Here is a 20,927-nt window from a genome sequence, read left to right as displayed (position 1 = left end):
AGGGGTAAAGGCAAATGTAATAAAAAAACATTCAGTTGGACTGTTATGTCTAACAATTTAATTTATATACTGTTCGATAATATTTATAACAAGAAGCCGTCTAGACTTTTTGTAAACTAGTCTTTTTTATTCATTTCTGATCCTCTTTGTCATGTTGAACGATAGTGAAACATCTCGAAAAGGAGATTTTTCGTTCCTCAAAATGACAAAAGATGGTAAAAGTTGAAAAGTCTAGACGACTTCCAAACAAGTATATTTTTTCAATTCAACAGAAAAATCATTAAACCTGCATGTTTTAAAAAAGTCTAAGAATTTCAAGAGAGCGCTGCTTTTTAAAGGTTTTTCTTATTTTTGTAACTAAAATAGATTTTAGCATGAAATATATCCTCGTTATATTATTAATATTATCCGGCTCTTTTATCAATGTCAGCGCTCAAACACCGTCAGAGAAACTGATAAGGCAGGGAGTTAGCCTTCATGACAAAGGGCAGTATAAAGAGGCAATAGAATTTTATGAGAAAGCACTGGCAGAGAATCCGAATTCCATGTCTGCCGTTTATGAGATGTCGCTTTCCTATCTCCAATTAAAAGATTACAGTAAAGCATTAAGTCTGAGTTCAAAAGTTATAACCTCCGGTTTTCAACCCCTATTGATGGATGCCTATATAGTAAAAGGAACGGCTTTGGCTAATAGTGACAAAATGGGTGAGGCCATTAAAACCCTGAATGAAGCTGTGTCGCGATGTGGAGATGAATATCTTCTTCATTTTAATTTAGGGCTATGTTATTTCAATAGTAAAAATAATCCAATGGCTGTATTGCATTTACGCAAAGCCATTGAAATCGATGCTACACATGCCAGTGCATTCCTGTTATATGGCTATGCACTAAACGATATGGGAAGATGGCTTCAAAGTTTTTACTCCTTTCATTTTTTCCTGCTATTAGAACCGAATACCGAACGTTCGAAAGATGCGTTTAGTGAGATGTTGGACATTCTCAATGCAAAATTGGAAACAGGATCGGAAAACCTTTCTATGGAAGAAGGGGTAGACCGTCAGGCTATTTATAAGGAAATACAGAATATAAAAGCAAAGTATAGCGATAAAGACCAATACAACTTCTTTGTAGAAGCCTCTAAATTGATATTTTTCTCTTTATCTCAATTGCAAAACGATACGCAGAGCGGGCTACTTTGGTATTTCTTTGTACCTACCTATGAAGAGATCTTAGGTTCAGGACACTTCGATACATATTGTAAATATATTAGTGTTGCCTATTTCCCGGAATCGCTTTCATGGTGGGACAAAAATAAAACTCAAGTAGACAATTTCATTGAATGGTTCGAACACGGGCAAAGCCAGATGGAAGAGGATGAAGAAGAGTTGGGTGATGATTCAGATTTATAAAAATATGACGCATAAATATAATGTCACAAGAGACTGAGAGTAATCTTATAAAAAGGGTGCAGAATGCAGAAACTCAGCAATCTGCTTTTTCTGAGCTGGTAAAAGAATACAGCGAGCCTCTATATTGGCAGATACGAAAAATCGTATTGAGCCATGACGATGCCAATGATGTTCTTCAGAATACATTTATTAAAGTGTGGACCAGTATAGATAATTTTAGAGGAGATTCGAAACTTTCGACATGGCTATATCGCATTGCAGTGAATGAAGCTATTACGTTTTTGAATAAACAACGTGTACAAAATAATATTTCAGTAGACGATACAGACTCTTTCTTATTATCGAAACTTGAAGGAGATGAGTATTTTGATGGGGATGAGGCTCAACTAATATTGCAAAAAGCAATACTTACATTACCTGAGAAACAACGGATCGTATTTAACATGAAGTATTTCAACGAAATGAAATATGAAGAAATGTCGGATATTCTGGAAACCTCTGTTGGTGCGCTAAAAGCATCCTATCATCATGCGGTAAAAAAAATTGAAGATTTTTTATCAACGGAGCATTAAACCTTTTAAACTAATTATAGTCTATTATTATAGAGTTTTAAGTATAAAGTAATCATGTTGGATAAATTTGATAAAACAAAGAATCCGTTTAAAGTTCCTGAAAACTATTTTGAGGACTTTAATCGTAGCATAATGGAAAGTCTTCCGGCCAAAGAAAATAAAGCCAGGATAGTTCCATTATGGAAGAAGGTATTGCCTTGGACTGCAGCTGCGGCTATATTCTGCGGAGTACTCTTTACCACCGGTGTTTTGGAGAAAAGCGGCAAAGTTGATCCTAATGTGACTATATCTTCAAACCTTTCATCTTCCCTTGAAGATGATTATTTCCTCTTTCTAAAGGACGAAGTGGTAAAGTCACAGTATAAAGAAATGGTATATAATTATTAAAGTAATTGCAAATCAACAGATAGAAAGATTTAAAACAAGCATATGAAAGCAAAGAGTATTTTATTATTATTTTTAGTGTTTTGCTTCTCATTTTCCATAAATGCACAGGATGGCAGAAGAGGCTTTGACATAGAAGCTATAAAAAAAGAAAAGGCAGAATACCTTAAAAAGGAATTAAGCCTAACCGATACCGAAGCCAAAGCATTCCTTCCTTTGGAAGCGGAATTTATGCAAAAGAAATTTGCAGTAAACAGGGAAGCCAGAAAAGAAACGCAGGAACTGAAGCGGAAGGAAAATAAAACCGACGCCGACTACAAAAGGATTACCCAGTTAAACCTGGAATCGGAACAAAGGGCTACCCAATTGCAGGTTGAATATTATAAAAAATTCAGCCAGGTGCTTTCTGCCGAAAAAGTGGAACGGTACAGAATTGCCGATCAGAAGTTTAACGAAAAACTTTTAAAAGATCATCAGCAACGCGAAGGAGGCCGCAGATAAAAATAATTAGCAAAAAGTTTGTTTTATTACAAATAATATATACTTTTGTTTCATAGAATAATTTTATATGAACAATAAAGCACATCATCATCATTTTTTATTACTACCAAAAGGTAAGTAACATATATTGATGTGATGTCTGCAAAATATATAGTGAGAGCTTACCGGAATGGTAGGCTTTTATTTTTTATATAATATAAAACGAATATAATGGTATTAAGAATTGCAGTACAATCGAAAGGCCGGTTATTTGAAGAAACAATGGAACTGCTTCAGGAGGCAGGTATAAAGTTAAATAACATCAAACGGACGCTTCTCATTCCGGCGAAAGATTTTCCGGTAGAAATACTCTTCTTGCGTGACGACGACATTCCCCAAGCAGTAGCAACAGGTGTGGCCGATATAGGCGTAGTCGGGGAAAACGAATTTGTAGAAAAAAACGAAAATGCAGACATTGTTAAGCGTCTCGGATTCAGCAAATGCCGTTTGTCTTTAGCCATACCAAAAGATGAAGACTATCAGGATATAAAATGGTTCGAAGGGAAAAAGATCGCCACCTCCTACCCTTTCATATTAAAAAAATATCTAAAAAAACAGAATATCAATTCGGAAATACATATTATCTCCGGATCTGTAGAAATATCACCAAGTATAGGATTATCCGACGCTATCTTTGACATTGTCAGCTCAGGTGGAACACTTGTCAGCAACCGCCTAAAGGAAGTAGAAGTCGTCATGCGCTCGGAAGCCTTGCTCATTGCCGCAAAAAACTTATCCCGGGAGAAAAAAGATATTTTGGATGAATTGATATTCAGGATAGAAGCCGTTCAAAATGCGGAAGGTAAAAAATACGTACTTTTGAACGCACCGGAAGACAAGCTAAACGAAATATTTGATATCCTCCCCGGAATGCGCAGCCCTACTGTCACACCATTGGCGACTAAAGGCTGGTGCTCGGTACAATCAGTTGTGGAAGATAAACGTTTTTGGGAAGTTATCAACAAACTGAAAGGATTGGGCGCAGAAGGAATACTCGTCTTGCCGATCGAAAAAATGATATTATGATACAAGAATTACAGATATTAATAGATATTATATAGAATAAAGATTTATGGATTTCATAAACAATAAATTAACCACAGAGTTGCACGGAGTTATGGTTCACGGTGTATCACGGTGTAACTCCGTGATATTTAACTCGGTGCAACTCTGTGGTTAAAAAATCAACTATGTATAAACACCTGTAAATAAATAGAATAATCTTTTATTAAATATAAACTCTAATGTATATAGTTTGTTGAAAAAAGAATCAAAGACAAATCATGCAAATCATAAAATATCCCGGTCGGTCGGAGTGGACAAAAATACTGGCTCGTCCCGTATTCGATACATCATCACTTAATAATACAGTAAGTACTGTACTGGACGACATTAAGAACGGTGGCGATAAAACGGTATTGGAATACGGAGAAAAATTCGACAAAGTCAAGTTATCTTCTCTTGCTGTCACTCAGGAAGAAATAGACGAAGCCGAAACGCTCGTTCCTAAAGAACTGAAAGCTGCTATCCTGCAAGCGAAAAAGAATATCGAAATTTTTCATCGCAGCCAAATCTTTGATACAAAGAAAATAGAAACAACTCCGGGTGTTACCTGTTGGCAAAAAGCCGTAGCGATAGAAAAAGTAGGCCTGTACATACCGGGAGGTACAGCCCCTTTATTCTCTACAGTATTGATGCTAGCCATCCCTGCAAAAATAGCCGGATGTAGTGAAATTGTACTATGTTCTCCGCCTGATAAAGAAGGAAAAATACATCCTGCCATTCTTTACTCGGCAAAAGAAGCAGGAGTAAGCAAAATATTCAAAGCCGGAGGTATTCAGGCTATCGGGGCAATGGCCTACGGCACGGAATCAATCCCTAAAGTATATAAAATATTCGGGCCGGGCAATCAGTATGTAATGGCGGCAAAGCAATTCGTAAGCCTTAAAGACGTAGCTATCGATATGCCGGCCGGGCCATCGGAAGTACAGGTTATAGCAGACGAGACAGCAAATCCGGCTTTTGTAGCTGCCGACTTGTTATCGCAAGCGGAACATGGAGCCGACAGCCAGGTAATATTGACCACAACAAGCGAATCTTTTATCTCAAAAGTTTCTTTGGAAATAGAGCGTCAATTGGCTGAATTACCACGTCGGCTAACAGCAGAAAAAGCTCTTCAAAACAGTAAACTGATTCTATTGAAAGATGAACAGGAAATAATAGATATTACCAATCAATATGCTCCCGAACACCTGATTATTGAAACTGCCGGACATATGAATATTGCTGATAAAATAATCAATGCGGGATCTATTTTTTTGGGGCATTACACCCCTGAAAGTGCAGGCGACTATGCATCCGGAACCAATCATACTTTACCCACAAATGGCTATGCAACAGCATATAGCGGTGTCAATCTGGATAGTTTTATCAAAAAGATCACTTTTCAGGAGATAACCAAAGAAGGAATACAAAACCTTGGACCAACTATTGAGATTATGGCAGAGAATGAAGAGTTGTTTGCTCACAAAAATGCAGTAACTTTGAGACTAAAAAAGAAAGAATAATGCATCCTCAAATAATAAAATACGGAAGCCCTGAATACGGTGAGATGCTCGCCCTGCGAACTAAAATATTGCGTGAGCCTCTGGGATTGACTTTTACCCAAGAAGATCTGGAGAAGGACAAAGACGATTTCTTGCTCGCAATACGCTCGTCCGACAATCAACATATCGTAGCATGCTGCATACTCACCCCTTTGGACAATAAAACAGGAAAACTCCGGCAAATGGCTGTAAACGATACTGTCCAAAAGTCCGGATTAGGAACAGCTATGCTTGCTTTTGCCGAATACGTGGCTACAAAAGAAGGTTTTGAAAAAATTACCCTGCACGCCCGTAAAGTGGCTGTTGGCTTTTACAAAAAATATAGTTACAAAATAATGGGGGATGAATTTGAAGAAGTAGGCATTCCCCATTATGAAATGGAAAAAGATCTTACTCTTGCCAATTTTTAAATCTTTAAATCTTTAATTTTTTGAATCTTTAAATATATTATTTTATAATGGAAAACGAGAAAAAACAAGTTCTGGAAACTGTATCAAAATATATAGATATTAGCCTGATACCCTTTGGCAAGCCTCAACGAACAGCAATAGACGTAGAAAAACGTGACCCGATGTATGGCGGAAACGGAGTGGTTTATATGCTCTCTGTCTTCGAAAAAGGTGAACTGGTAAATAACCGCATAGGTACCTATATGGTGTTACTGAACAAAGGCGACCAGGCGGGATTTCACGAGCATGGCAGCAAAAAAGAACAGGAGCTTTATGTAATTGTACATGGTGAAGGGGAATATATCGAACGTGAAGGTTTGGATAAAATTACCCGAAAGTTCAATCTGAAAAAAGGAAACGTAACTTCTATTCAGGGAGAGAACAATTATCACTCAATAATTAATACCGGTGACGAACCTCTTATAATATTCGTAGTAACAACATACGAACCAAAATAAGATAGGAACACTGATTTTCTTGAAAATCTTTCTATATTTATAGAAATTAATCGATTCACAAATTTAAATCTGTTTTATTATGAGTAAAAGAATATTAATGCTGGCAGGCGATTTTGTAGAAGACTATGAGTTGATGGTTCCCTTTCAGGCTCTCGTTAGTGTCGGATTTCATGTAGATGTAGTTTGTCCCGGCAAAAAAGCCGGAGAACAGGTCGCTACTGCAATTCACGACTTTGTCGGATTCCAGACATATGCCGAATTAAGAGGTCATAATTTTACATTGAATAAAAGTTTTGATGCTGTAAAACCGGAAGATTACGCAGGTCTTTACATCACCGGCGGACGGGCTCCGGAATATATCCGCCTCAATCCGAAAGTAATTGAATATACACGCTATTTCTTTGACAAGAATCTTCCTGTAGCTGCCATTTGCCATGGCATTCAGATATTGACCGCCGCTAATGTCGTAAAAGGCAAAACACTTACTTGCTATGTAGCAGTAGGTCCGGAAGTAACACTGGCAGGAGGAATTTATAAGGATATTCCGGCAACGGAAGCTATTGCGGACGGTAATTTGGCCACCTCACCGGCATGGCCCGGACACCCTGCCATTTTAAGGGAATTTTATAAACTGCTGGGAGTTAAAATTGAGTTGTAGTAACAAGAAAAAGTACAGAATGAGGCTGTCTCAAAAGTATTTTCTTATATCTATTTACATACGCTACGCTCCTGTGACCGTTGGTTGTTATGTTGAACGGAGTGAAACATCTCTTTTCCTGAGGAATGAGATCCTTCGTTGCACTCAGGATGACAAAGAGGGTAACACTTTGATAGTGTAATTTTACTTTTGAGACAGCCTCATTGTTTTAAATAATCAGAAATAATCAGATGGATCTGCAACAATTAGTACGCAAAAATGTATGGGACATGAAGGCATACTCCTCAGCCCGGGACGAATTTAAAGGGGAAGCCTCTGTTTTTTTAGATGCCAATGAGAACCCGTTGAACGACAAATACAATCGTTATCCCGACCCATTGCAATGGAAGCTTAAAGAAAAAATAGCAAAAATTAAGGGTATTGACGCAGAAAAAATATTCCTGGGAAATGGCAGCGATGAACCGATAGATCTCGTTATCCGTATCTTTTGCGAACCGCGTATCGATAATATTGTTGCCATAAATCCTACATACGGGATGTATCAGGTATGCGCCGATGTAAACGACGTAGAATACCGGAAAGTATTACTTAATGAAAACTTTGACATCGACGCGCAAAAAATTCTGGAAAGAACTGATGAAAAAACAAAGCTTATATTTCTTTGTTCGCCAAACAATCCGACAGGCAACCTCCTGAACCGAAAAGAAATAGAAAAGATATTGAATACTTTCGCAGGCATTGTAATAGTAGACGAAGCATATATCGATTTTGCCTCGGAAACGACATGGCTTAACGAGTTGGATAAATATCCGAATCTGGTTATCCTGCAAACTTTTTCTAAAGCATGGGGACTGGCGGCTGTGCGGCTGGGAATGGCTTTTGCTTCTCCCGAAATTATTAGATTATTCAACAAAGTGAAATATCCTTACAATGTTAATATATTGACACAAAACTTTGTTAATGAAGAACTTGACAAACTGGAACTGCGAAAGCAATGGATCGCGACTTTACTTAAAGGACGTGATTATCTTAAGGATGAATTACCAAAGCTTCCGTTTGTAGAGAAAATATATCCGACAGATGCAAACTTTCTCCTGGTAAAAGTAAGTGATGCAAATGGAATATATAAAAAGCTTGCCGACAGGGGCGTGATTGTACGTAACCGCAATTCCGTATCGCTGTGTGCCGGGTGTCTTCGCATAACAGTAGGGACGGATGAGGAGAATAAAACGCTGATAGAAACATTGAATATTTTAGGATTATAGAAAATGAAAAAGAAAGCATTATTCATAGACCGTGACGGGACTATCGTTATAGAACCTCCTATTGATTATCAACTGGATAGTCTTGAAAAATTGGAATTCTATCCGAAAGTGATCCGAAATCTTTATTTTATACGGAAAAACCTTGATTTCGAATTTGTTATGGTTACTAATCAGGATGGATTAGGCACAGATTCTTTCCCCGAAGATACTTTTTGGCCTGCGCATAACAAGATGTTAAAGACACTGGAAGGCGAAGAAATCATTTTTGATGATATACTTATCGACCGGAGTTTTCCCGGAGACAATGCGCCGACACGAAAACCCGGAACCGGAATGCTGGGCAAATATATGACAGGAGAATACGATATGGAGCATTCTTTTGTAATAGGTGATAGATTAACGGATGTAGAACTTGCTAAGAATCTGGGATGTAGGGCAATCTTCCTACAAGAAAACATCGATATCCCTGACGAACTGAAAAACTCTTGCATTCTTAAAACTTCCGATTGGAATGCCATCAGTGAATTTCTTTTTGCCGGAGAACGCAAAGCCGAAATAAGGCGCACGACAAAAGAAACGGATATTTATATAGCTCTCAATCTGGATGGAAAAGGCAGTTGTGACATATCCACAGGTCTCGGTTTTTTCGATCACATGTTGGAGCAGATAGGAAAACATGCAGGGATAGACCTTACAATACAGGTGAAAGGCGACCTTAATGTAGATGAACATCACACCATAGAAGACACAGCAATAGCTTTGGGCGAAGCCATAAATAAAGCGTTAGGAGACAAACGGGGAATAGAACGCTACGGTTATTGCCTGCCTATGGATGATTGCCTCTGCTCTGTAGCCCTCGACTTTGGCGGACGTCCATGGCTGGTTTGGGATGCACAGTTCAACCGCGAAAAAGTAGGAGACATGCCTACCGAAATGTTCTTGCACTTTTTTAAATCATTAAGCGATTCGGCTAAAATGAATCTTAATATAAAAGCAGAAGGGACAAACGAACATCACAAAATAGAAGGTATTTTCAAAGCTCTTGCACGAGCTTTAAAAATGGCAAAAAAACGGGATATTTTCAATTACGAACTACCTTCTACCAAAGGGTTAATTTAGAAACCAAAAAAATTACCGATTCAAATATATTTTACAATCCCACGGATTGTGTTTTATGGGGCTTTGTGTCCATACCCCTTCTATTTTCTGATAACTTCATCTTTTAAGTTCTTTGGGTTTTGGCGACAATCCCAAACGGTAACAATATTTATAGTCCCGTTGTTTTCATCCACATAATAGATTATTTTGTAGATGTTACGAACGATCAAAGAGCGAAAAGAGATGGGTAAATCAGACAACACAGGCTCTATAGCTGCCATTTGTGGAAATTTTACCAATGGCTCCACCGTTTTATTTATATCTACCAATATTTCTTTCGCTACTTTTGGGCTTTTCTCTTTATAAAAATCAAGGATTTCGTCAATCCGCGCGTCCGCTTTATGCGTCCAATTTATTTTCATAATCCATGTTTCTTTAAGAAGTCTTCATGGGATATAACCTGTCCGTTCTGCGCCTGATTAACACCTTCCAGAACTTCCTCCTTTAATTCTTCGACAGTCATTCTCGCCGGATATTTTTCCTTCTTTCTCCCCAGAATTGCAGCTATTTCGGTAATAGTTTCTTCGTCCGCATCTAATATAGAACGTATAATTTGCTCTTTATTTTTATAAAATGTTATTGTATTCATATTACCACTGTTTTAAAACTATAGGACAAAGTTACTTTTTTATTTTGGATTTTAATCGGTTAGAATCAACTGTCTAAGGGATAATCACTTTGCAGGATATTTGAGAATGAGACATAAATATTTGGCAACCATGCGTATCTCAGCGTTTTGCGGTGCAATACTATCAAATAACTCCCGAATGGAAAGGTTAACTTTCGGGGGATTCCTTGTATATATTTCTTTTTTTTGCCCTTTCAGCCGGTCGATATTTTTATTTTATTAATCTTACTGTAAACTCACAAGGCACGCGTTTTTAGATGTGCTTTGATTTTTTTCTTCGCCCAATCGTAATGGCTTGAAGTTACCGACACGCAATATGCTCCCAGTAATGCGCCATTTTGGTTTCTCCTAAATCTTTATATAAACTCTGTCATAGTACATGACAAAAAATATTATATATATATTTAAAAGGCTTATTATGTTGCCCTTACAGGGCGCGATTCCCTAGTCTGTCATCTCACCGGGGTGTTACCCCGGGCTGGAATATATCAGGCTTTCAGCCTGTTTCTTTCCACGATGCCCTGAAAGGGCTACATAATATAGCCCAATGGCAACGCCTTGGGTGGGAAAATACAATCCCTGAAACCGCGCCCTGTAAGGGCAATATAAGATTTTGCAATATTTTTTGTCATGTACTATGAAACTCTGTGTATCAAAGATATGATATTTTCGTGAAATTCAGCGTAATAAAATGCAAACCTTCAAGGAGTAGCCGGAATAAGTTACTCACTATCACAGTTTTTTAATTAATATTTTGCAATAAACTGTCCAGACTTCTGTTTTTATAGATAGATTAACTTCTCTTTTTTCATTTTTTGTGTAAGTTTGCACCGATGAAAAAATATATAGTAGCCGCATTTCTATTTATTATAGTGCTTCCTGTTTTGAAGGCTCAGAACAGGAATATTCAATCGTCTCCCGCCAGAATAGTACAGGATTCCCTAAAACAAGAAGTTATAGGTAAATTACCATCCGACAGCCGCAAAATAGATACCACCAAAATTGAAATACCCAATACTTACGCATGGAAAATAACACCCAGATTGGGTGAACGTATTTTCATTCCCCGCGACACGGCGATAATAGATTTTCATCAAAGCATGTTGGTCGATGGGAAGAGTGTTGCTATGGGATATCTGGGTAATGTCGGCTCACCGGCCCAATCAAAAATATTCTTTGAACGTCCCGAAACTTCCCGTTTTACCTTTATGGATGCCATGTACCTTTGGCGAAAAAGTCCTGAAACCAAAGACTTCTTAAATACGAAAGTTCCTTATTCGGAAATTAAGTATCAGAGTGCCGGAGGTGGAGAAACTGCTGAAAATAGATTCCAAGCGGAGATTTCAACTAATATGGGTAAAAAACTAAACATAGGGTTCGATTTTGATTACATCTACTCCCGTGGTTTCTATACCTCGCTTTCTAACAAGGGAATCAGTTACGATGTATATGCCAGTTATATCGGAGATAAATACAAGATGCACGCGTTTTTCCATAACAATAATTTCACGAATATTGAAAACGGCGGGATAGCAGACACATTATATATCACCAGCCCGAACGGGAACATCATAAGAGATAAAAAGTTCAGTGGAAACTCACGCGATATACCGGTAAGAATGCAACAAACGTGGAATAAACTTCGCGGACGCCATATATATATCACCAATCGCTACGATTTAGGTAATAATATGGAAGAATATCCTATTAATGACAGCACCATGGGACTCCGTCAAAAGAAGGATTATATTTCCCCTGCCAGTGTTATCCTTACCTCGCATTATACCGATCAAAGGCGCCGCTTCAGTTCTAATTATACCGACATGGATAACCTGTACACCATAGACGGGAAATACCCTTACAATGGGAAATCTATAAGTACCCCTGTCTATTCGGAAAATATAGATGATTACATGGCGTATTATTCCTTCAAAAACACATTGGCGCTGGCAATGAACGAAGGATTCCGCAAATGGATAAAGTTCGGCCTCACTGCATTTATAGAATACGACTTGCGAAAATATTCCATGCCGACATCTATGACTATAACAGATGATAATACGAATACCATTACTATCATATCCAGACCCGGCATGAACAGGAGAGAGCCGGACAATGTATTGACTATCGGAGGCGTTCTGACTAAAGAAAAAGGAAAATACCTGCGATATAAAGCATCCGGTGAATTTAGTTCAGAAGCCGATTACAAACTAGAAGGCGAGCTTACCACTATGCTAAAATTTAAGGGCAAAGATTTCTCCGTGAAAGCGAATGCCTACATAAAAAATACTACTCCAAGCTTTTTTGAAGATAACTTTGCTTCTAAATACTGGAACTGGAAGAATGAATTCAAACACGTAAATCGCAAATACATTGGTGGTGAAATTAATTTTCCAGAGCTTCCTTTTTCTAAAACAAAAATAAGTGGGGGAATAGAATCTATAAATAACTATATATATTATGATAAGCAAGGACTCCCTGTACAATACGAGAGTGAAACACAGGTATACGCCATACGCCTCGACCAAAAGTTTAACTTTGGGATTTTCCATTGGGATAGCCAGGTGATATTTCAACAAAGCGAAGAAGAGATCATCCCCCTACCGAAGCTTAGTTTTTATACCAATATCTATATTACAACGAAGCTGGCAAAGGTACTTACTTTACAGCTCGGAGCCGATGCCCATTTCCACACCAAATACTACATGCCCGGCTATCAGCCTCTGACCATGCAATTCTATAACCAAAGAGACATGGAACTGGGCAATTTTCCGATAGCTACAGCATACCTCAATATGCATCTGAAATATACCCGTTTCTTCGTGATGATGTATAATGTCGCACAAGGTATGGGTAATGGCGAATCGTTCTCTTTATACCGTTATCCGGTAAATCCACGAGGATTGAAATTAGGGATCTCTTGGCGTTTCAACAATTAGGGCTCTATGAAAAAAAAAGATTTTCTTGCAATACCAATTATCATTGCCGTTATTCTCGTTATTTGGATTCTATTCCTTAAAAAAGGCAAGGAACAAATAAAAGACTATCCTCAGATAGAAAAGTCAGGCACCCTGCATATTGTCACCGACTACAATTCGATAGGATATTTTGTATCGGGCGATACTATTGCCGGATTCAATCACGACCTCATCCGGCTACTGGAAACATATATACCTTTAAAGGTAGAGGTATCATTAGAGTCCAGCCTCGAAAAAAGCATAGAAGGCCTGAAACAAGGCAAATATGATGTAGTAGCACGCAATATACCTGTTACAACATTATTACGGGATTCTTTAAAATTCACAGAAACGATTGTGCAAAACCGGCAGGTACTCATACAACGCAAGAAAACCTTCAACGACAACACAGAACCCATAAGAAGCCATTTGGATTTGGCAAAAAAAACGATATATATATCGGCCAAATCGCCGGCTAAACTGAGATTGCAAAATCTTTCGCACGAAATTGGCGATACCATATATATAAAGGAAGATGAAGTATATGGCTCCGAACAGCTAGCCATGCTTGTAGCCTCGAAAGAGATAGACTATGCCGTTTGTGACGAAAAAACCGCCGGGAATGTAGCAAGAGATTTACCCGAAATAGACTACGCTACATTCATAGGATTCACCCATTTGGAAGCTTGGGCTGTAAGAGAACAATCCCCTATCCTGCTGGATTCTCTTAATACGTGGATACAACGCCTTAAAAAGACAGATGCTTACAAGAAAGTTTATGATAAATACTATAAATAGTAGTAAGTAGAGAGTAGTAAGTAGGGAGTAGTATGCTTTTTCCCTTGGTTCCTAAATCTCTAAGCAACTACTTACTACCATCTTTAAAGCCTGCTTGCAAAACTATTTTTGGAGAATTCTCTCATTTTTTTTGATAAAAAATGATTAAAACTGCTATCTGGACTTTGCAATAAAGCAAAAAAGAAGTATCTTCGTCAGGTTTAATTGATATTCAGTGGAATCATTTTTTCGTACACATAAATATTTAGTAGAGCATCTCGAAGGAACAATGCCTAGATTGTTGATGGATCAAATAGATTGGTCACATCGGCTGATTGGTATAAAAGGTACCAGAGGGGTAGGAAAGACTATCTTCTTGTTGCAATATGCCAAGAAATATTTCGATCTGGACAAAAGAGACTGTCTCTACATCAACATGAATCAGTTCTACTTTACCATACGGTCTATAACAAGTTTTGCCAAAGAGTTTGTTGAGCGTGGTGGTAAAACTTTATTGATCGATCAGGTATTCAAATATCCTAATTGGACTAAAGAACTGAGAGAGTGCTACGAACAGCTTCCTCAATTGAAGATTGTATTTACAACTTCCACCGTAATGAAACTGGGAGAAGATGCAGAGGTGTCTTCTATCGTAAAGGTATATAACCTGAGAGGGTTCTCTTACAGAGAGTATCTGAACGTTCAATTTGGAAAAGATTTTCCGGCATATAGACTGGAAGATATAGTAAATGACCACCGCCAAATAGCAGAAGATATTTATAGCCAAATTGACGCATTGGAACATTTTTGGGGATACCTTCATCATGGTTATTATCCTTTTTTCCTCGAGAAAAGGAATTTTTCGGAAAATTTACTTAAAACGGTCAATATGATGCTGGAAATAGATGTTCTATCTATCCGGCAGATAGAAATGTCATATTTGCCAAAACTAAGAAAATTGCTATATCTTTTGTCTTTATCTGCTCCCGGGAAACCGAATATCAGCCAATTGAGTATCGATTGTGAGATTTCCAGGGCGACAGTCACTAATTATCTGGAATATTTGCATAGCGCCAGGCTTATTAATATGCTATACAAAGAAGGTGAAGAATACCCTAAGAAACCCGATCTGGTATACATGCATAATACAAACCTGATGTTCCCGTTGAAAAAGTCAGATGTAAGCGACCAGGACCTTCGCGAAACTTTTTTTTATAACCAACTGCACCATAGCGACAGCAAATTAAGAAAAGGATCGAAAAGTGGCGCATTCATCGTTGAATACAATGATAAAAGTTATAAATTTAAAATAGAAGGACAAAAGACCCGGAGTAAAAACAAATCGGATTTGCTCTACGCGGTCGGAAACCTGAAGACAGGCGATAAGAATATAATTCCTCTTTGGCTTTTCGGTTTTCTATACTAGATAACTAATATTCAAAGACATCGAACATATAAAAATAAGTAAACTAAAAAGATAATCAACTATTACAGAAAGTATGGCTAAACAAAAGAAATTCATTACTTGTGATGGTAATCAAGCAGCTGCACATATATCCTATATGTTCAGTGAGGTGGCTTCGATCTACCCTATCACCCCATCGTCAACTATGGCAGAGTATGCTGATGAGTGGGCAGCAGCCGGACGCAAAAACATTTTTGGTGAAATACTCAAAGTACAGGAAATGCAATCGGAAGCAGGTGCTGCCGGCACACTTCACGGATCGTTACAGGCAGGTGCATTGACAACGACATATACAGCCTCGCAAGGGCTTTTGTTGATGATACCTAATATGTATAAAATAGCGGGAGAACTCCTTCCATCCGTATTCCACGTTTCGGCTCGCGCGATAGCCGCCCAGGCCCTATCTATCTTCGGAGACCATCAGGACGTAATGGCCGCTCGCCAAACCGGTTTCGCGATGTTCTTCTCCGGATCGGTACAAGAGGTTATGGATTTATCGGCTGTTCCTCATCTGGCTACACTTGAAGCACGTATTCCGTTTATGAACATTTTTGACGGATTCCGTACTTCACACGAAATACAAAAAGTTGAAGAAATGAATCAGGAAGACCTGATTCCATTAATCAACCAAGAAGCGCTTCAAGCATTCCGCGACAGAGCCCTGAATCCGGAAAATCCTGTAACACGCGGTACAGCTCAAAACGATGATATTTATTTCCAATCACGTGAAGCTTCTAATAAATTTTACAGTGCAGTACCTGCGATTGTAGAAAAATATCTTGCTGAAATAACCAAGATTACCGGACGCAAATATGGACTGTTCGATTACTACGGGGCAGAAGACGCAGACCGTGTAATCATTGCAATGGGATCTGTAACGGAAGCAATCCGCGAAACAATAGACTTCCTGAATGCAAAAGGTGAAAAAGTGGGTCTTGTTTCCGTTCACTTATATCGTCCGTTCAAAGCAGAAGCATTCCTTTCGGCTATACCTAAAACAGCGAAGAGAATTGCCGTACTCGATCGTACAAAAGAACCGGGAGCTCTTGGACAACCATTATATATGGATGTAAAAGATTGTTTCTTTGGCAAGGCTGATGCACCGACTATTGTTGGTGGTATCTACGGGCTGTCATCTAAGGACACTACCCCTTCGCAAATCATGTCGGTTTACGAAAACCTGGCCATGAATTTACCGAAGAACGACTTCACAATCGGTATTGTGGATGATGTGACATTTAAGTCGCTACCGATGAAAGAAGAAGTCGCTGTAGAAGACAATAACTACGAAGCTAAATTCTATGGTCTGGGTTCGGACGGTACAGTAGGCGCTAACAAAAACACCGTAAAAATCATAGGCGACAACACCAATAAATATTGTCAGGCTTATTTTGCTTACGACTCCAAGAAATCCGGAGGATTCACCGCCTCTCACCTTCGCTTTGGCGACAACCCTATACGATCTACCTATTTGGTGAACACACCTAACTTTGTAGCTTGTCACGTTCCTGCTTACCTTCATCTTTATGATGTTACTAAAGGGTTGAAGAAAAACGGAACTTTCTTGCTCAACTCGGTATGGGATAAAGAAGAAGTAGGAAATTACTTACCAAACAATGTCAAGAAATATCTTGCCGTAAATAAAATCAATTTCTATATAATCAACGCGACTAAAATTGCTACCGAAATTGGTTTGGGAGGCCGTACAAATACAATCCTGCAATCCGCGTTCTTTAAAATATCGAACGTTATTCCTTACGACCTGGCAGTAGAGCAGATGAAAAAATTCATCGTTAAGTCATATGGACGTAAAGGAGAAGATGTGATAAAGAAAAACTATGCAGCTGTTGATCGTGGCGACGAAATAGAAAAAGTAGAAGTTCCTGCCGAATGGGCTAACATTGTCGTTGAGAAATCACAAGAAGACGATGCTCCCGAATTTATCAAGAAGGTAGTACGTCCGGTTAACGCACAGCGTGGTTATGACCTTCCTGTTTCAGTATTCGTTGGTCGCGAAGACGGAACTTGGGATCATGGTACTACCGAGTACGAAAAACGCGGAGTAGCAGCATTCGTTCCTGTATGGGATGCCGAAAACTGTATACAATGTAACCAATGTGCATATGTTTGTCCTCATGCTACTATACGCCCGTTTGTATTGGATGCAACTGAACAATCCGGCGCTCCGGCTGACGTTACACTATTAAAAGCTCAAGGAAAACAATTCGACGGAATGGCATTCCGCATACAAGTAGACGTTCTCGACTGTCTTGGCTGCGGCAACTGTGCGGATATCTGCCCTGGAAAGAAAGGAAACCCTGCTCTTAAAATGGTTGAAATCGGCACTCAATTCCCGGAACAGGACAATTGGGATTTCATGATCAAAAATGTAACGAGCAAAGCTCATTTGGTAGATACAAAACTAAATGTGAAAAACTCCCAGTTTGCAACACCATTGTTTGAGTTCTCAGGCGCTTGTTCAGGTTGTGGTGAAACCCCATACATAAAACTAGTAACGCAATTGTTCGGCGACCACATGATGATCGCTAACGCAACCGGCTGTACATCTATCTACGGAGGATCGGCTCCATCTACCCCTTATCGTAAAAACGAAGAAGGTAAAGGTCCGGCATGGGCAAACTCTCTATTCGAAGATAACGCTGAATACGGTCTGGGATTTGCCATTGCAAACATGACAATGCGTGATAAATTAGAGAAGCTGATGACCCAAGTTCAGGATTGTGACAAATGTTCTCCTGAAACTAAAGCCTTATATAAGGAATGGATTGAGAACAAGCATGATTCCGGAAAGACTAAAGAAATCACAGCCAGTCTACTTCCATTACTTGAAGTAGAAAAAGATAAATGCGATTATTGTAAAGAAATTTATTCTCTTAAACAATATCTGATCAAACGTTCTATCTGGATCTTTGGTGGCGACGGATGGGCTTATGATATAGGTTTTGGTGGTCTCGATCATGTTATCGCTTCAGGAGAAGATGTAAACATCCTTGTACTGGATACAGAAGTATATTCCAATACAGGAGGACAATCTTCCAAATCGACACCAATTGCAGCCGTAGCTAAATTTGCAGCAGCAGGTAAGAAAATCCGGAAGAAAGACCTTGGCATGATTGCAGCCACATACGGGTATGTATATGTTGCACAAGTTGCGATGGGCGCTAATCAGGGACAATGCCTCAAAGCTATTAAAGAAGCCGAAGAATATAAAGGGCCATCTTTAGTTATTGCTTACTCCCCATGTATCAGTCACGGATTAAGAAAAGGTATGGGACATGCCCAAGATGAAGAAAAATTGGCTGTAGAATGCGGCTACTGGCACTTGTGGCGCTACAATCCAATGCTGGAAGAAGAGGGCAAAAATCCATTTGTAATGGATAGTAAGGAACCTGATTGGTCTAAATTCCAAGCATTCTTAGGCAATGAGGTTCGTTACACATCTCTTCAAAAATCAAATCCAAGCGAATCTGCGGAGTTATACGAAGCAGCTCAAAAAAGTGCCTTGTGGCGTTATAAGAGCTACCAACGTATGGCTGCTGAAAATTCAGACGGATCGAGCGACTCGAACTAAGAACACACAAAATTAATAGAAAAGGTACCGGCTATTAGCTGATACCTTTTTATTTTTTAATATTTGACATTGACAAACTACTATAAATTACTACTTTTATGGTATAATCATAATAACTTGTCGAAATGAATAAATATCTTTTACTGGCTTCTCTTTTTTTAGTAAGTCTTTTTTCTGTTGCTCAGCAGAATAAATATTTAGCCGGAGCTGTGCCTGAAGTTGGAGGTAAGGTGGTTTTTGAAAAATCTGTAACAGTAAAGCAGCTAATCGATGATGACCGTTTCTTTAGCTTAATGGATAAATGGGCACAAGAGAATTATAAGTCCGAAGGGGATTTGAATAACAGAGTGTTATTGTCGGATCCTCAATCCCGAACAATAGCATGCGGTGGTGAAAAATACCTTGTCTTTAAAAAAAGCGCTTTAGTCCTCGATCAGGCAAAAATGACTTACCAGTTGCTTATGAAAGTAGGGAACGGGAAATGTGATGTTACTGCCAGGGGTATCAAATATGATTATTCCGACAGTAAAGATTTGCAACCTGCGGAACAAATGATCACGGACAAAATAGCTCTTAATAAAAAAGGGGATAAGCTTAATCGGTATTATGATAAATTCAGAACGCAAACCATAGATAGTATTAGTAGTATTTTTCGATCTATAGATGTGTATCTCAATGGGGTGAGTACGACAGGTGCGGCAGCCCAACCGGTCGTGGCTGTCGCCGAACAGCCTGTAGCAGTAGTTCCGGCCCCTGTTGTTGAAAAAGAAGTATCTCAGCCGCTGCAAAATACCGCATCTACAATATCCGGATTTAAGAAAATTCCGTCTGATAAAATTCCGTCCTCAATGATAGGCAAAGAAGTGCTGATATTGAGCGGTAATGTGAAAGAACCATCGGCTATCCTTGCTAAATGGAAAGGTACATCTACTTTGATGGAAAGATTACAGGCGATAACGAATGTTAGTGCAAGCCGGTATTCGTTAATCGAAAATGCAAAAACGTATACTATATGTTTCTTTACGGAAATATACAATGACGGGTTAGCTAAACTGGATGGTTCAGAAAAGATCAAGGACACAGAGTTTACTCCTGTGGCAATGCCTTCAGGCTCTCCTGCGTTTTCGGAAGCATGGATGATTATAGAGTGTAAAAAGTCCGGAGAAATACCGGCTGAGGGCGCCAATCTTAAATCATGCCTGGGTGAAATTATAAACGTGTGGATAAAATAAAAAGTGACATGAAAAAGATAGCGCTTATTACAGGAGCAACCTCCGGTTTGGGGAGAGCTACAGCTTTGCGTTTGGCAAAGGAAGGTTATAATGTAATTATTACCGGACGACGTAAAGACCGGCTTGAAGAGCTTGAAAAAGAAATTGAAATTAAATATGAGGTAAAAGTTCTCTCTCTTTATTTTGATGTCAGAATATATGATGAAGTAGAAAAAGCGATAGATAGCCTTCCTGAAGAGTGGAAAGATATTGATGTATTGGTTAATAATGCCGGTTTAGCTGTCGGTCTCGACCCTATTCACAAAGGAGTATTGGAAGATTGGGAACGCATGATCGACACGAATGTAAAAGGACTACTGTATGTTACCCGCGTTGTATCGCCGGGTATGGTTGCCCGTAAGTCGGGCCATATTATCAATATTGGTTCTATCGCCGGAAAGGATGTATACCCTAACGGAGTCGTATATTGCGCGACCAAACATGCCGTAGATGCTCTGAGCAAAGGTATGCGAATGGATTTTCTGCCATACAATATCAAAGTTACCCAAATATGCCCCGGAGCTGTGGAAACCGAATTTTCGTTAGTCCGCTTTAAAGGAGATCAAACCAGAGCGGATCAGGTGTATGTAGGTTTTGAAAATCTTGTGGCAGACGATATAGCCGAAGCTGTACATTATGTTGTTTCGCAACCTTCGCATGTTGATATACAAGATCTGTTGGTCATGCCTACTGCCCAAGCCTCAGGTAGCTTATTCCATAAAGAGGTTAAATAGGCAT

Annotated in this window: 19 protein-coding genes and 1 pseudogene; 17 read left to right on the top strand and 3 right to left on the bottom strand. The window is 38.9% G+C overall.

Going from position 1 to position 20,927, the window contains the following annotated elements; translation table 11 throughout:
• Positions 1-374: 374 nt before the first annotated feature.
• From ACYPZI_RS05745 to hisB, 11 genes are all read left to right on the top strand, one after another.
• Positions 375-1,409, top strand: coding sequence for a tetratricopeptide repeat protein (locus ACYPZI_RS05745; RefSeq protein ID WP_459599522.1), 1,035 nt, complete (start codon positions 375-377; stop codon positions 1,407-1,409).
• Positions 1,410-1,429: 20 nt separating this feature from the next.
• On the top strand, positions 1,430-1,981 hold the full coding sequence (locus ACYPZI_RS05740; protein ID WP_459599520.1) for an RNA polymerase sigma factor: 552 nt from the start codon (positions 1,430-1,432) through the stop codon (positions 1,979-1,981).
• A 54-nt stretch (positions 1,982-2,035) separates the two neighbouring features.
• A complete protein-coding gene (locus tag ACYPZI_RS05735) occupies positions 2,036-2,368 on the top strand; it encodes a hypothetical protein (protein ID WP_459599518.1) in 333 nt (110 codons plus the stop codon).
• A gap of 42 nt (positions 2,369-2,410) precedes the next feature.
• The gene (locus ACYPZI_RS05730; RefSeq protein WP_459599516.1) at positions 2,411-2,866 is read left to right on the top strand and encodes a hypothetical protein; all 456 of its coding nucleotides are present in this window, start codon (positions 2,411-2,413) and stop codon (positions 2,864-2,866) included.
• Positions 2,867-3,076: 210 nt separating this feature from the next.
• Entirely contained in the window at positions 3,077-3,931 is an 855-nt protein-coding gene (gene hisG / locus ACYPZI_RS05725) for an ATP phosphoribosyltransferase (RefSeq protein WP_459599514.1), read from the top strand.
• Positions 3,932-4,188: 257 nt separating this feature from the next.
• A complete protein-coding gene (hisD, locus tag ACYPZI_RS05720; protein ID WP_459599512.1) occupies positions 4,189-5,472 on the top strand; it encodes a histidinol dehydrogenase in 1,284 nt (427 codons plus the stop codon).
• Positions 5,472-5,921 carry a GNAT family N-acetyltransferase gene (locus ACYPZI_RS05715; RefSeq protein WP_459599510.1) on the top strand — a complete coding sequence of 150 codons (450 nt, stop codon included), beginning with the start codon at positions 5,472-5,474 and terminating at the stop codon, positions 5,919-5,921. The genes hisD and ACYPZI_RS05715 overlap by 1 nt, the downstream gene beginning before the upstream one ends.
• Positions 5,922-5,968: 47 nt before the next feature.
• Positions 5,969-6,418, top strand: a complete 450-nt coding sequence (locus ACYPZI_RS05710) for a cupin domain-containing protein (RefSeq protein WP_459599508.1) — start codon at positions 5,969-5,971, stop codon at positions 6,416-6,418.
• Positions 6,419-6,497: 79 nt separating this feature from the next.
• Positions 6,498-7,076 (top strand): DJ-1/PfpI family protein, encoded by a 579-nt coding sequence (locus ACYPZI_RS05705; RefSeq protein ID WP_459599506.1) that lies wholly within the window; start codon positions 6,498-6,500, stop codon positions 7,074-7,076.
• Between the two features lie 230 nt (positions 7,077-7,306).
• Positions 7,307-8,341, top strand: coding sequence for a histidinol-phosphate transaminase (hisC, locus tag ACYPZI_RS05700; protein ID WP_459599504.1), 1,035 nt, complete (start codon positions 7,307-7,309; stop codon positions 8,339-8,341).
• A gap of 3 nt (positions 8,342-8,344) precedes the next feature.
• Positions 8,345-9,460: a bifunctional histidinol-phosphatase/imidazoleglycerol-phosphate dehydratase HisB gene (gene hisB / locus ACYPZI_RS05695; protein WP_459599502.1), complete on the top strand. Its 1,116-nt coding sequence runs from the start codon at positions 8,345-8,347 to the stop codon at positions 9,458-9,460.
• An 80-nt stretch (positions 9,461-9,540) separates the two neighbouring features.
• Here hisB and ACYPZI_RS05690 read toward each other — a convergent pair whose 3' ends face one another.
• The 3 genes and pseudogenes from ACYPZI_RS05690 to ACYPZI_RS05680 form a co-directional block, all read right to left on the bottom strand.
• Entirely contained in the window at positions 9,541-9,861 is a 321-nt protein-coding gene (locus ACYPZI_RS05690; protein ID WP_459599500.1) for a type II toxin-antitoxin system RelE/ParE family toxin, read from the bottom strand.
• Positions 9,858-10,088 carry a hypothetical protein gene (locus ACYPZI_RS05685; RefSeq protein WP_459599499.1) on the bottom strand — a complete coding sequence of 77 codons (231 nt, stop codon included), beginning with the start codon at positions 10,086-10,088 and terminating at the stop codon, positions 9,858-9,860. Before ACYPZI_RS05685 ends, ACYPZI_RS05690 begins: the two co-directional genes overlap by 4 nt.
• A 275-nt stretch (positions 10,089-10,363) precedes the next feature.
• Positions 10,364-10,453 (bottom strand): annotated as a pseudogene (locus ACYPZI_RS05680) (ClbS/DfsB family four-helix bundle protein); the annotation flags it as partial.
• Between the two features lie 507 nt (positions 10,454-10,960).
• On the opposite strand from ACYPZI_RS05680, the gene ACYPZI_RS05675 reads away from it, so the two are divergent.
• The 6 genes from ACYPZI_RS05675 (at position 10,961) to ACYPZI_RS05650 (ending at position 20,923) form a co-directional block, all read left to right on the top strand.
• Complete coding sequence (locus tag ACYPZI_RS05675; protein WP_459599497.1) at positions 10,961-13,066, top strand: putative porin; 2,106 nt, start codon at positions 10,961-10,963, stop codon at positions 13,064-13,066.
• Between the two features lie 6 nt (positions 13,067-13,072).
• Positions 13,073-13,882 (top strand): transporter substrate-binding domain-containing protein, encoded by an 810-nt coding sequence (locus ACYPZI_RS05670; protein ID WP_459599495.1) that lies wholly within the window; start codon positions 13,073-13,075, stop codon positions 13,880-13,882.
• A gap of 214 nt (positions 13,883-14,096) precedes the next feature.
• Positions 14,097-15,287 carry an AAA family ATPase gene (locus ACYPZI_RS05665; RefSeq protein ID WP_459599493.1) on the top strand — a complete coding sequence of 397 codons (1,191 nt, stop codon included), beginning with the start codon at positions 14,097-14,099 and terminating at the stop codon, positions 15,285-15,287.
• Between the two features lie 73 nt (positions 15,288-15,360).
• Entirely contained in the window at positions 15,361-18,918 is a 3,558-nt protein-coding gene (nifJ, locus tag ACYPZI_RS05660) for a pyruvate:ferredoxin (flavodoxin) oxidoreductase (protein ID WP_459599491.1), read from the top strand.
• A gap of 125 nt (positions 18,919-19,043) precedes the next feature.
• Complete coding sequence (locus tag ACYPZI_RS05655; RefSeq protein ID WP_459599489.1) at positions 19,044-20,150, top strand: DUF4468 domain-containing protein; 1,107 nt, start codon at positions 19,044-19,046, stop codon at positions 20,148-20,150.
• Between the two features lie 8 nt (positions 20,151-20,158).
• Entirely contained in the window at positions 20,159-20,923 is a 765-nt protein-coding gene (locus ACYPZI_RS05650; protein ID WP_459599487.1) for an SDR family oxidoreductase, read from the top strand.
• Positions 20,924-20,927: the final 4 nt, after the last annotated feature.

Source organism: Dysgonomonas reticulitermitis, assembly GCF_054601275.1.
The sequence above is the reverse complement of the archived record's forward strand: the minus strand, read 5'-3'. Positions and strand labels throughout refer to the sequence as shown.